The organism is Vibrio wakamikoensis (assembly GCF_050337275.1).
Lineage (GTDB): Bacteria > Pseudomonadota > Gammaproteobacteria > Enterobacterales > Vibrionaceae > Vibrio > Vibrio chaetopteri.
On sequence record NZ_JAKJST010000014.1, the window covers coordinates 18,274 to 31,487 of the forward strand.

12 protein-coding genes are annotated in these 13,214 nt (G+C 45.6%); 7 read left to right on the plus strand and 5 right to left on the minus strand.

What is annotated here, in order from left to right; all coding sequences use genetic code 11:
• Positions 1-14: 14 nt before the first annotated feature.
• The 3 genes from L4C42_RS04855 to L4C42_RS04865 all read right to left on the minus strand — a co-directional run bounded on the left by L4C42_RS04855 (position 15) and on the right by L4C42_RS04865 (position 4,068).
• On the minus strand, positions 15-1,295 hold the full coding sequence (locus L4C42_RS04855; RefSeq protein ID WP_353499033.1) for an acyl-homoserine-lactone synthase: 1,281 nt from the start codon (positions 1,293-1,295) through the stop codon (positions 15-17).
• A gap of 233 nt (positions 1,296-1,528) precedes the next feature.
• Entirely contained in the window at positions 1,529-3,211 is a 1,683-nt protein-coding gene (locus tag L4C42_RS04860) for a glycoside hydrolase family 13 protein (RefSeq protein ID WP_353499034.1), read from the minus strand.
• Positions 3,212-3,243: 32 nt separating this feature from the next.
• Positions 3,244-4,068 (minus strand): substrate-binding domain-containing protein, encoded by an 825-nt coding sequence (locus L4C42_RS04865; RefSeq protein WP_429759600.1) that lies wholly within the window; start codon positions 4,066-4,068, stop codon positions 3,244-3,246.
• A 115-nt stretch (positions 4,069-4,183) separates the two neighbouring features.
• Between L4C42_RS04865 and L4C42_RS04870 the strand changes: the two genes are divergently transcribed.
• The 4 genes from L4C42_RS04870 (at position 4,184) to L4C42_RS04885 (ending at position 8,819) form a co-directional block, all read left to right on the plus strand.
• Positions 4,184-5,089: a carbohydrate ABC transporter permease gene (locus tag L4C42_RS04870; RefSeq protein ID WP_429759602.1), complete on the plus strand. Its 906-nt coding sequence runs from the start codon at positions 4,184-4,186 to the stop codon at positions 5,087-5,089.
• On the plus strand, positions 5,089-6,288 hold the full coding sequence (locus tag L4C42_RS04875; protein ID WP_353499038.1) for a carbohydrate ABC transporter permease: 1,200 nt from the start codon (positions 5,089-5,091) through the stop codon (positions 6,286-6,288). The genes L4C42_RS04870 and L4C42_RS04875 overlap by 1 nt, the downstream gene beginning before the upstream one ends.
• A 49-nt stretch (positions 6,289-6,337) precedes the next feature.
• Positions 6,338-7,429, plus strand: a complete 1,092-nt coding sequence (locus L4C42_RS04880; RefSeq protein WP_353499039.1) for an ABC transporter ATP-binding protein — start codon at positions 6,338-6,340, stop codon at positions 7,427-7,429.
• Between the two features lie 139 nt (positions 7,430-7,568).
• Positions 7,569-8,819, plus strand: coding sequence for a DEAD/DEAH box helicase (locus L4C42_RS04885; RefSeq protein WP_353499040.1), 1,251 nt, complete (start codon positions 7,569-7,571; stop codon positions 8,817-8,819).
• A 119-nt stretch (positions 8,820-8,938) separates the two neighbouring features.
• Here L4C42_RS04885 and L4C42_RS04890 read toward each other — a convergent pair whose 3' ends face one another.
• Both L4C42_RS04890 and L4C42_RS04895 read right to left on the minus strand, forming a co-directional pair.
• On the minus strand, positions 8,939-9,352 hold the full coding sequence (locus tag L4C42_RS04890) for a VF530 family protein (RefSeq protein ID WP_353499041.1): 414 nt from the start codon (positions 9,350-9,352) through the stop codon (positions 8,939-8,941).
• 97 nt (positions 9,353-9,449) lie between these two features.
• Positions 9,450-9,965 carry an RNA methyltransferase gene (locus L4C42_RS04895; protein WP_353499042.1) on the minus strand — a complete coding sequence of 172 codons (516 nt, stop codon included), beginning with the start codon at positions 9,963-9,965 and terminating at the stop codon, positions 9,450-9,452.
• 280 nt (positions 9,966-10,245) lie between these two features.
• Between L4C42_RS04895 and L4C42_RS04900 the strand changes: the two genes are divergently transcribed.
• From L4C42_RS04900 to L4C42_RS04910, 3 genes are all read left to right on the plus strand, one after another.
• Entirely contained in the window at positions 10,246-10,629 is a 384-nt protein-coding gene (locus L4C42_RS04900) for a hypothetical protein (protein ID WP_353499043.1), read from the plus strand.
• A 128-nt stretch (positions 10,630-10,757) separates the two neighbouring features.
• Positions 10,758-11,252: a YcxB family protein gene (locus L4C42_RS04905; protein ID WP_353499044.1), complete on the plus strand. Its 495-nt coding sequence runs from the start codon at positions 10,758-10,760 to the stop codon at positions 11,250-11,252.
• 368 nt (positions 11,253-11,620) lie between these two features.
• A complete protein-coding gene (locus L4C42_RS04910; RefSeq protein WP_418642452.1) occupies positions 11,621-13,129 on the plus strand; it encodes a DUF3360 domain-containing protein in 1,509 nt (502 codons plus the stop codon).
• The last annotated feature ends 85 nt before the right edge of the window (positions 13,130-13,214 follow it).

Genomic DNA, 13,214 nt, shown 5'->3' on the forward strand with positions numbered 1-13,214 from the left:
AGAGCAAGCTAATTTTAGAATTTCAGGCATGATGCAAAATGAGTCGTGCTCTTCTTCCTTGCTGACAACACTTGCTTATAGTACTGCTTATAATTGCATTCTCCAATAGCTTTAACCATTGGAACACTTAAAATTAATCCTTTATATGTGTAAGGTTTTGTCGGGGTTATTTGCTGATACGTCATTGGAACGTAACAATCTGGATCATCACTATATAAGTTGACTGATTGAAAGAAGTACAACAGAGCAGGCTGTTCCGTGATGACATACACACCTTTCATGCCTACCAGTTTCATGAACAGAGCGATGTGTTTAATAGATAGGTATAGAATTGTATTCAAACGACTTGTGGAACCACTTACAGCCATCCTAATTAGCTCACAGCAATCATCACCAAGTGCCAAGCTTTGTGAAAACGACTGATCGAGATGTTGCGGTGTTGAAAGCTTGAGGCGGTTGGATAAAGAGCCATCAAACATTCCAGAAGCCTCTAACGTTCTGATATTTCTATCACTCAATGAGACCTTCCAACTATCCGATTGGAAAAATGGTGCAAACGCTAACCAATCGTCTTTTATGTTCCAGCGCTGAATCTTCGCAGACGAAAGTAAGGTCTTTCTGCCATGCTCATCGCATTGATAAAGGATAAAATGTTCACCTTGAGCGGATAAATCCAGTTCGAATAGCATTTCATACCAGTGCTGTTGCTTCACGAAAGTTTCCAAGTTCATCAGTGCATTGGCGTTTGAGAGCCTTAGAGGTTGGTCGGAGAAGTACGTCAGAAATTTCCTGCAATCTGCTTCGATGTTCTGCACAAGCTCAGCGTGAAATCCATTTTCCAATTCAACCTTGGCCAAGATTTTCAATTCTTCACTAGGTAATTCTTCACAAGGTATAGTTTCCTTAATCCTAGGCATAGCTTTCTCAACTGCGTCAGCGTCTAGCATGAGTACGAAGCGTTGATACTCGGCCCAAAAGGGCAACAGCCCTCCAAACAGTGACTGGGACTGCTGCTCTATATAACGATAGAAATTTGGCACACCAAATAGCTCAGTGTTATTTATCAAAATTGCCATGCTTTCAGATTGATACTGGCTATCTAAATTACCACTAGAACAAGAAGATAGCTGAGAATTTACAATCTGCTCGCTTCTCTTATTGATAATGCACTCAAATATTTCCCGATCACCAGTAGTCTCAATATAATTGTGGACTTCACGTAATAAGGCGTCCTTATTATCGATAGTGGATGTTAAGTGATCGTACTGTGTATCAATGATATAAAAATCAGACATGTTACTTCCTCTTTTGTGATTAACAGAGGAAAGTGTATGAAATTGGTGGGAAGTCTATTGAGAGGATGGTTTTTAATATGGCTATTGGAAGAGGTTTTTTTGCTGGTAATTATGATGGGCAATACATATTGTTGTGGTGTTGGCGTAATTTGTGATTTAAAAAGGTGAGCTAGCACTGATGAAAAAAGCGAACCATTGGCGGTTCGCTTAATCAACTATCTGATGTGTATTGATTAAATCTCAATCACAAGCGCTTGATACGGTTTGAGTTCTATATTGTGAATCGAGCTCAGTGAACCAGGGTAATTGTTGATCACTATTTGCTTCACACTGTATGGGTAGGTTCTCTGAACGGTTTGAGAGCTGAAGTTCGCGATAGTGAGTAGCGATTTGCCATCGATTGAGCGAATGTAGGCGTACACTTCACTATCTTGAGGGTCGAGCAAAGTGTGGTCGCCGTACACAATCACTTTGCCAAACTCGTCACTTTTACGCAGGGCGATCAGTTGGCGGTAATGATGATATATCGACGATTCATCGTTTATGGCTTGCTCAGCATTGATATCGGCGTAGTTCTGGTTCACGGGCAGCCAAGGTGTACCGGTGGTGAAGCCAGCATGCTCGCTGTTATCCCATTGAACGGGTACTCGAGCATGGTCGCGAGAAAAATCGTTCAGAAAGGCGATAGCGTCCTCATCGGAGATGCCGCGCTGCAACATTTTTTGGTAATGAAATTTCGCCATTAAGTCGTTAAACTCTTCAATGTTGTTGAAGTGTTTGTTTGTCATTCCGATCTCTTCACCCTGATAGATATACGGAGTACCACTCATCATATGTAGAACGGTGCCGAGCATTTTGGCACTGATCACTCGGTATTCAGGCGAGTCTGAACCATAGCGCGACACGGTTCTAGGCTGGTCGTGATTGCTCCAGTAGAGGCTATTCCAACCTTTCTGATACAAGTCTTCTTGCCAGCGAGACATGATCTCTTTGTACTGAACTAAATCAAAGTCTTTCTTAACCGCGTTATGCTCTTCACGGTCAATGCTCACGTGTTCGAACTGAAAGATCATGCTGATTTCATTACGAGCGGGATGTGAATAGTAGCGGCCATCAAGTGTGGTGGTAAATGGCGTTTCACCAACGGTTAGCACGTCGTAGTGTTTCAATACCTTCTCATGCATTTCTCTAAGGTATTGGTGAGCCAATAGGTTGTTTGACCAATGCTCCCAACCGGCAACACCGGAGTCAAAAATAGTGGCATCTGGAAAATCAGATGGCTTGCCAATCATGTTGATGACGTCCATTCGAAAGCCACCCAAGCCCTTTTTAAGCCAGAAGTGCATCATGTCGTAGATAGCTTCTCTGACCTCTGGGTTTGCCCAGTTTAAGTCTGGCTGTTTGTTACTAAACAGGTGCAGGTAATATTGACCCGTTGCTTCATCCAGAGTCCATGCTTTAGGTTTGAAGAAGGACTCCCAATTGTTGGGCTCACTGCCATCCTCTTTAGGATCTTTCCAGATGTACCAATCGCGTTTTGGATTGTCTTTGCTGCTTTTGGATTCAATGAACCAAGGGTGTTCATCAGAGGTGTGATTGACGACTAAATCCATGACAATCTTAATGCCTCGTCTATCAGCCTCTTTTAAAAGCACTTCCATATCGGCCATGGTTCCAAACTCTGGGGCAATCTCTCGATAACCAGAAATGTCGTAGCCGTTGTCATCCATGGGCGATTTGTAAACAGGACTCAGCCAAATCACATTGGCGCCTAGTCCTTGGATATAATCTAGCTTTTCGATTATGCCAGGAATATCTCCGATACCGTCGCCATTGACGTCATTGAAACTTCTCGGATAAATTTGATAAACCACGGCGTCATGCCACCAACGTTGCTCCAGTTGTTCCGTACTCATGGAAGTGTTCTCCTTAGCAAGTGAAGTAAATTCTAACTGCTGCTGCGAATGATAAGCTCCGTATCCAGCTGAATAGATTCGTAGGGTAGTTGACCAAGCGCCATCTGCGCAGCGATTTGGCCTTTTTTAGCAATAGGTTGTTGAACAGTAGTTAGCCCGGATTCGGCGGCTTGTGGAATGCCATCGAAGCCAACAATTCGAATCGATAGATTAAGCTCTTGTGATACTGCGAGCGCGGCAAGGGCGATTTTGTCACTCATGCAAAGCAGAACATCGACTTTTTTTGGCGCTGTTAGCGTGCCTCGTAGCATGGTCTTTAGACTGGTTTCTTCTAGATCGTGGATTTGCCAAATATTTTCATTCGACAGTGCAATGTGGTTTTCTTCTAACGCTTGTTTGTAACCTTCAAAGCGGCAGCGTGAAACCGATTCTTCGCTGGAGTAAAGGTTGTCAAGGTTCGCCAGTGAAAGAGATGTCGACGGTTCTAGCCTGAGCCCCAAAATCAACACATTGTCGCTGGGGTTGTGAATGGCGTGTTTAGCAATATCGTAACTCGCCTTATGGTTGTCGATATTGATAGACGGAGTATCCGGTATTGAAAAATCGACTGCGACGACAGGCTTATGCTGCCTCAGTATGAGATCAACAATGCTGGTATCTACGGGCTTGCCATAGACGATAAAGCTATCGGGAATCGTCTCAACTTGGGTGTTTTGATAGTTCTCTTTGCTAGGAGGAAGCAGCAACATATTGACATGCGCTTCGTCCAACGTTTTTGATACGCCAGCCAAAAACTCGGTTGCCACAGGGTCAGTGAAGTTGTACGCCAAGTTATCCGCCAGCAACACGCCAATCACGCCCGTTTTTCCCGTGCGCAGGCTACGTGCTGTGCTGCTTGGGCCAGTGTAGCCAAGCTTTTCACACTCTAGCAGGATGTTTTCTCTCAGCCCCTTGGAAAGTTGACTAGGACGATTGAAGGCATTTGAGACCGTTGCCGTTGAGACACCCAGGCGGGCTGCGGCGATTCGTCCGTGGTTGTTCTTAGGTCCAGCATTGGCCTTCTTAGTGCTTTACCTCATCTACCCGGTTTTTGAGTCTTTGTATCTATCGCTGCATGACCGAAACGGGGATAAATTCGTTGGTGTGAGCAATTACACCTGGCTGTTTAAGGATCCTGAGTTTAGAGAGTCTCTGTTCAATAACTTATTATGGTTACTTGTGGTACCCGCCGCATCGACGTTTTTCGGATTAGTTATAGCAGCTCTGACTGACAGGGTGAGCTGGGGAAACATTGCTAAGAGTCTGGTCTTCATGCCGATGGCAATCTCCTTTATTGGTGCGTCGATCATTTGGAAGTTTGTCTATGACTATCGTGCGCCAGGCTCAGAGCAGATTGGCATTCTAAACGCCGTTGTCGAAGCGTTTGGTGGGACGGCACAGGCCTGGATAACCATTCCTTTTTGGAACAACTTTTTTTTAATGGTGATCCTGATTTGGATTCAAACTGGCTTTGCAATGGTAATCCTTGCCGCAGCACTTCGCGGCGTGCCGGAGGAAACCGTGGAAGCCGCCATTCTTGATGGTGCAAATGGTGTGCAGATCTTCTTTAAGATTTTGATCCCGCAAATATGGGGAACCATTGCCGTGGTATGGACGACGATCACCATCTTGGTACTTAAGGTTTTCGATATTGTGCTAGCAATGACAAATGGTCAGTGGAGTACTCAGGTGCTTGCAAACATGATGTTTGACTGGATGTTTAGAGGCGGCGGTGACTTTGGGCGTGGAGCGGCTATTGCCGTTATCATCATGGTCGCGGTGATTCCAGTTATGGTTTGGAACATGCGTCAAGCCAGTGCGCAGATGGAGGATCGATAATGACGACCAAAGTTGCAACTCCTTCATCGTCAGAGCCACAAAACGCTAAGTTTAGTATCAGCCGACTTCGTCGCTCTCCGTTAACGATTCTGGTGCATTTGTCTGTATTGTTGATAGTCATTCTCTGGACGCTACCAACAGCGGGTCTACTTATTTCGTCCTTTAGAGATAAAGACCAGTTAGCTTTATCAGGCTGGTGGACTTCTCTAACGGCATCAAAGCAAAACCTTGTAGCTCGTACGGATAACCCGGATACGCAAGTAAAGTTAGGTGACGTTTATGTGCTTTCGGGGCAGTTATTGGTAAACGACACACAGACAGAGATCATGGCATTTGGTTTTTCATCTCGAGAGCCGACTAAGTTTTTACCAAGCGAAGTCGCAGAAATGCGGAAAGGCGGAAAACTGACGGTTAGCGAAGACGGTCACTACAAGATGACTTCGCCTGAGCCATTTACTGGCAAACGTGGCAAACGAATTTTCTACACTGCGGTTGTCCCGCCAAAGTTTGGCTTAGACAACTACCGTGAGGTATTAACGGCAGAAGGGATAGGGCGTTCGTTTATTAATTCACTGACGGTCACCATTCCTGCCACCATCATACCGATCCTTATTGCGGCTTATGCGGCCTACGCTTTGTCGTGGATGAAGATGCCGGGGCGCAATCTATTGATCGCGCTGGTCGTTGGCCTACTCGTGGTGCCATTGCAGATGTCATTGATCCCACTGCTAAGGCTCTACAACGATATCGGTGCCTTCTTTGGTGTCGGGGCGAAAACCTACCTTGGAATATGGCTTGCACACACGGGCTTTGGTTTGCCGTTGGCAATTTACTTGCTGCGGAACTATATCTCCAGCCTACCTAGAGAAATCATTGAATCGGCCAAAGTCGATGGTGCGACGGACTTTGAGATCTTCATGCGAATCGTTCTGCCGCTGTCGTTTCCCGCTTTGGCGTCGTTTGCCATTTTCCAGTTCCTATGGGTGTGGAATGACTTGCTCGTGGCTACGGTGTTCTTAGGAACAGGAGAAGAGCATATGGTACTGACAGCGCGTTTGCGTGAGCTATTGGGATCTCGAGGTGGCAACTGGGAAATTTTGACAGCATCGGCGTTCGTTTCAATCGCGGTGCCGTTATTTGTGTTCTTTGTGCTGCAAAGATACTTAGTTCGTGGGCTACTTTCTGGTTCTGTTAAATAAACAGTACCTGATTCAACGATGTGACTGATTCTAAGAAGAGATGAGTGAAATGACAGGATTATCTTTAACAAACGTCAAAAAATCATACGGTGAAACTCAGGTACTGCAAGGGATTGACCTCGATATTCAGCAAGGGGAGTTTATTGTGTTCGTTGGCCCATCGGGCTGCGGAAAATCGACACTATTGCGAATGATTGCAGGGCTTGAAGATATTACTTCTGGAGAAGTCTGTATCGAAGGCGCCAGGGTTAATGAACTGCCTGCAGCGATGCGCGGTATTGCCATGGTGTTCCAAACTTATGCGCTGTACCCACATATGACCGTGTACGACAACATGGCATTTGCGATGCGTATTGCGAAAGAGTCCAAGGAGGCCATTCACGAACGAGTGATGGAAGCGGCACGTATGCTCCAGCTTGAACCTTATTTGGATCGTCTGCCAAAAGCACTCTCTGGTGGTCAAAGGCAGCGTGTTGCGATTGGCCGAGCCATTGTAAGGCAGCCAAAGGTGTTCTTATTTGATGAGCCATTGTCTAACTTAGATGCGGCGCTGCGTGTTCAGACCCGAATTGAAATCGCTAATCTCAAGGAGGCGCTCACTGAGACAACGATGATCTACGTGACGCACGATCAGGTTGAAGCGATGACATTAGCAGACCGAATTGTTGTGCTCTCTTCTGGTCGTATCGAGCAAGTTGGTACGCCGCTAGAACTCTATACCGACCCTGCCAATGTTTTTGTTGCGCAGTTCATCGGCTCTCCAGCAATGAACATCAGCAAAGCTCGAATGGAGAAAGCGGGTGAAGCGTCACTCGTGACCGCAGAAAGTGGCCTTAATATTGAAGTTCCTGTGTGCTCTGAGGATTCTTTAGCAGGCACCGAGCTGCAACTAGGTATTCGCCCTGAAGATTTTCTTGTTGCCGAACCCGCGGATGCGCTGATGTCGGGTAAGGTGCTGTTTGTTGAGTCTTTGGGTGAAGTCACGTTACTTCACATCAAAGTAGAAGGGCATGAAGAAGCTGTTGTAGCCAAGCTTCCAGGTATATTAGATTTCCATAAGGGCGAAGAAATTTATCTAAAAGCAGAGCCAGAGAAGATCCACTTGTTTAATCGCGAGGGGATTTCGCTCAAACACCTGTAAGCCTGTTTTCCTCCACAATAAAGCTCTCGCATTCCCGAGAGCTTTTTGGTTACAGGCTGAGAACTGAATATTGCTAACATCTTGGCGGTAAATAGCATAAGATACACGCCCTTTACCCAGCACTGAGCCACTCATTGTAATGACAGATAACACACAGCAAACGACATTTGCCGAACTTGGTTTGATTCCAACCTTAGTCGAGCGCCTAGAAGCGTTAGAGTATAGCCAACCGACTCCAATTCAATCTCATACCATTCCTCATGTACTTGAAGGTCGAGATATTGTTGGTGGAGCCAATACCGGTTCTGGTAAAACTGCTGCTTTTGCGTTGCCGATCCTTCAAAAGGTTTATCAACAAGAAAATTCAGCGAGTCGTCGTGGCAACTATGTGTCGCATCTGATTTTAGTGCCAACACGCGAGCTGGCCTCACAGGTGGCTTACAATGTGAAATCTTACTCTTATCATCTAAGAGACAAGATTAAAACGGTTGCTGTGTTTGGTGGCGTATCGGTTAACCCTCAAATGCTGGCACTTCGTGGTGGCGCGGATGTGATTGTGGCAACGCCTGGCCGTCTTCTGGATCTCGTCTCTAGCAATGCCATCAAGCTAGACCAAGTACAAACATTGGTTTTGGATGAAGCGGATCGTATGCTAAGCCTTGGTTTTACCGAAGAGCTCAACAAGATCCTAGCGCTACTTCCAGAGCAAAAGCAGACATTATTGTTCTCTGCGACTTTCCCTGACAAAGTGACAAACCTTTCTCAAGGTTTATTGAACAACCCTGTTGAGGTTCAGTTGCAAAGTGCTGAAGCCAGCACTTTGGTGCAACGCGTGTTCAGTGTGAACAAAGGTCAAAAGACAGCGGTACTGGCTCATTTGATTAAGCAACACCAGTGGCGCCAGACGCTAATATTTGTGAATGCAAAGAACGCCTGTAATCACTTGGCTCAAAAACTGTCAAAACGCGGTATCACTGTGGAGGTTTTCCATGGTGACAAAGGGCAAGGCGCTCGTACTCGCGTTTTGGAAGGCTTCAAGTCGGGCGAGATTCAAGTGCTGATCGCAACTGATATTGCTGCTCGCGGGCTAGATATCGAAAAACTGCCAGTTGTGATTAACTTCGATCTTCCGCGCAGTCCTGCTGATTACATGCACCGTATCGGCCGAAGCGGCCGTGCTGGTGAGGTAGGTTTGGGTTTATCACTGATTGATTTTGATGACTATCACCACTTCAAAGTGATCGAGAAGAAGAATAAATTCCAGCTTGAGCGTGAGCAAGTTAAAGGCTTTGAAGTCGAAGACGACCAAAGCGAAGCCTACTTTGCACCGATGAAGCCACGCGCAAAACCAGCGGGCACTGGCAAAAAGAAAAAAAAGCGCAATCAATAGAGTCACGCTCGTGGCGGGTAGCGAGTTCACTTTGCAATCTGCCGCTTCTATCAAAAAATAAAAAAGCCTTACTTGAGCGTCAAGTAAGGCTTTTTTATTTTTGAGTGTTTAGCTATGCATTATCGACGTGGTGGACGTCCGCGCCCTGAACGTTCCTTAAATGCTGTAGCCGCTTTAGCTTGTGATTTAAGAATCGACTCAACAGTGAGCGCCATCGGCTCTTTCGGTTTAATCCCGTGCGGGAAGGTGCGTGCTCTTGGTGGGATGTTGTATTCTTCTGCGCTCGCTCTTGGCATGCGTTTGAAGCGATAAAGGTAAAAGTTCTCTAACTTTTCTCTCGCCCACTCAGTTTTTTTCAGATACTTCACGCTACTCGCAATCGTAGGCTTTGTGTTAAAGCAGTTGAAACGCATTGCGGTATCGAGAATGTCCCAGCCATAAAAATCCACTAACTCTTGCAACATGGTTTCAAGCTTTAGCCCATGTAGTGGGTTGTTTTGTTGCAGTTCAATTCTTTCTTCGTCAGTCATCATTTTAAGGGTCTCACTTATCAATGGGCGGAGTGTAGCAAACTGGGCCGCGCAGAGATATCTATAAGAAGGATAGGGTAGCTATAACGAGTATAGTGGTTTAAACCGTTTTCACTGTTAAACGGTTTTTATTGTCTCGATTGGCGATAACTTGTTGATGGTCATCGATCGTGCCCATGGTTTTCGCTAGGCGGTCATACAAAACCACATTCACCGTCGCAGCAAGGTTCATGCAGCCGTTAGTCGGTACGTAAACCACGTGATGAGCTTTATCGACGATCTCTTGTGGCAACGAGCCATCCTCGGGGCCAAATATATAGATGGCTTTCTCAGGATGTTCAAAGTGAGGCAGAGAGCTCGCACCAACAGCAAACTCAATACAAACGATTTCAACATCATCCGCCAAATCCGCAGTGAGATCTTCTTTTTCCACCAAAGCAATTCGTTCATGACTGTTTTGGGTATCGGTTTGAAATTTAACGGCTCGGCTATAGCGTGTACCGCTATAACGCACTTCACCTGCCTCGTAACACCCAGCAGCGCGCATTACTGCACCCACATTGGTTGGGCTCTTCGGGTTATTTAGGCCGATAACGACTTTGGGCTTTGTTGTCATGGTTGTTGCACTACTTACTGTGTTTGGTGGCGAAGTAACTCTTAGGGTGGGGGATTATGGATCTATTAGGGTGAAAATTCTATGGCTGGGTGTAGGTATTTTTGATTTGGTATTTTTGGGTGCTCTGGTGTCTGGATTTGTTAATAGTTTACCCGTGAGCAATGTACGGAGAAAAGTATGAACATTCATGATCAGGATGACATATATGGTCGACTTTTATTGCTCTTGCGTCGAAAACAGACGAAGGTGCCCAGAAATTGAAATTAAGGAGATCTATTAAATGACAAGATGGTTGGTGGTTTTCTGCAGTATCTTCCTACCTTTGAGCAGTTGGGGCTACTCGATTGGCAACTGTGAAGCTACAGAAGTGAGTGCTCATCTCATGTATGTAAATAGGATATCGAAAAGTGAAGCGCTTGGTGAAGTAATAGAGCAGCGTGTCATGGGGTTGAATGATGTCCTTTCGAAGTCTGCTTTTAAAGACGCATACATAGTCAGTCATAGTGTGAGCATATTAGATGACTATGAGAGCTCTTCCCAACAGGATGTAGTATCAACGTTCCAGGTTCGATTTGCAGCCAGCTATGAGGCAGTAACGATGTTGCATCAAAGCAAAGATTTTCTGAGTCTTGAGCTCTCAAGCAGTTGTAAAGGTAACAGTTAATTCGAATTGCATGGCTTGTTGAATCAAAATTGCTAAAGAAAAGTGGCATTAGCATATACAATGTGAAAGCTACGACGTCGCGCACTAAGTAGCCTCTTACACAAAATATCACATCAAAGAAACTACATATGCCCAACAACAAAGAATTCACAGCAGAATACACCCTCAACAAAGCCTTTTTTGCTGAGTGTTACGATCAAACCAGTACCCCAACTGAGTTCCCGAAATCCTACTACAAAGCTGCGCTGTTTCTGCTCTTTGGCTCGGTTTTAGTTAAGTTTGAGTTATTGCCTAACGGCTATTTGGGTTGGTTCTTTATTGTTTTGAGTTTTATCGAGGCTTTAAGCGTCTACTTTAAAAGAGGCTGGTGGGTGTGGCGTCAGAACATTGGTTCGAGTGCTGGCAGTAAAGTGGAGCTTACCATCGGCACCAAAGGCGTGACTTATAAAAGTGGCAAGGTCAATAATACCATTGCATGGGGTGATATCGACCAACTACAACAAAGTGATTTGGGAGTCATTCTTCACATGGGTAAACAGCGCCAATACGTCAGCAAATCTTGCTTAAGTGATGAAATGCTTGCCTTTATGGTCGAACAACACGCCGCAGCAAAAACGAGTTAATTTTAGTGTGTGAGACCTTGAGACCTTGATAACTTGAAACGAAAAAGCGAACCCATAGTGGTTCGCTTTTTCATATTTGCAACTGAGACTGCCAATCCGATCGTAACTTCCTGATTCCGTTCCATCCAAATACGTAAGACCCAAACTAGTAGTGGGACTCTACGACTAATGTCTAACTGTCTGAGACTATTTGTTTTTTTTGGTTTGGTATATGGTACTAGCGACTGTATTTCAAGGTTTCATAGCGAAAAGTCATCCAGCTCTTTGCAGTAAAAAAGAGTGAGAAACGATTCGCTAAACCTTTGTGCAGTGAACCAATAACGTTTGCTGGAACAACACACCATAGAGTGTGAACGAAAGGAATCACAATGAGCAGTACTTTAGAGTCCATACATGTAACAACTGACAAGCCTCAAGCCAATGAGGATGAACTCAACTATGAACAGCAGCATAAACCAAGATCAGAATTTGCTTCCCGAGAACAATATTTAGAACACGAATTGCAAATCATGGCGCCCAAACGCTGGCGTCCCAATTTGCCGTTTAAAGACTATCGATTTGAGATAGAAGACACTATCCCTGCGATGGCGGCGACCATTGGTAAAGTGGTTATGGTGGGTGCCATTGCCGCAACGTTTGCCGGCGCTCTAGGGCTTAATGAAGGCTTTGTTTTAGAAAACGTGCGTTATGAACTACTCATAGCCTCTGTTTTCATTATTCTTTTCTCTGGCTTTTTATTGCCGACCGCCAACCTCGCCGGTACACATGGTCCACTCATTCCTTTAATTCCCATTGTTGTCGCTGCTGGCGGACACCCTATGGCTTTTGGGTTGTTGATTGGTGCGTTTGGTTTAGTCTTAGCCATCAGTAAAGGTGGCAGCATGTTAGCCAACCTCACCAGCAAAGGGGTGTGTGGCGGGCTATTGCTCTACTTAGGCTTTGTTGGAACCGCATCTCAAGTTAAAAAGCTATTCGCTTGGGCCGAAGGAATCGGCATGAGTCACATTGCTTTTGTTGTGATCTTTTGCACCATTATTCTGTACGCCTTATTGGAGCATTTTCGTAAGCGCTGGCTAGCCGTACCGCTTAGCTGCCTACTCGGTGGGACGTTAGCGTTTGCCATGGGTGCTCCGTTCTCTTTTCAAACCGAGCCAGGTTTGCCCAACATGAACCCTATGTATTGGTGGGGAGAGGACACTGGCTGGATGCTAGGCCTACCAACGCTTGAGCACTTCATGGTGGTATTACCGTTTGCTATCTTAGCAGTGGCGATGTGGTCACCGGACTTTTTAGGCCATCAAGTGTTCCAGAAAATTAGCTATCCAGAGCGTACAGAAAAAGTACACATGAACATCGACGACACCATGACTACGGCCTCGATTCGTCAAACGTTCGGTTCTTTGCTTGGCGGTACTAACTTTACTTCGTCGTGGGGCACTTATATCGTGCCAGCAGCGATTGCTAAACGTCCTATACCAGCTGGTGCGTTGCTAACGGCACTGTTCTGTATTATCGCTGCTGTTTGGGGCTACCCAATGGATCTTGCGATATGGCAACCTGTCCTTTGTGTTGCGCTCATTGTTGGGGTATTCGTACCATTGCTAGAGGCTGGAATGGAAATGACGCGTGAAGGGAAAACCACACAATCGGCAGCGATTGTTGTGTTTTCTTCGGTGCTCGTTAACCCAGCATTTGGCTGGTCCCTCACCATGCTGTTGGACAATTTAGGCTTGGTTGGCTGCAAAGAACGCAGCGGTGAACTCAGTAAAATGAGCCGTTGGGTACTGCCTGGAATCATGTTTATCGTGCTAAGTAGTGTGATGGCGTTGGTGGGTTTGCTGCCTGGGATTCCGGCGATTATTCCGAGTTTTCGTTAGAGAGCCTGAAAGACGAGGCTGTTGCTTGAGTGTATTTTTCTAGCTTGATAGAAACGGTTTAGTGGAGTAGGTCTAAACCGTTTTT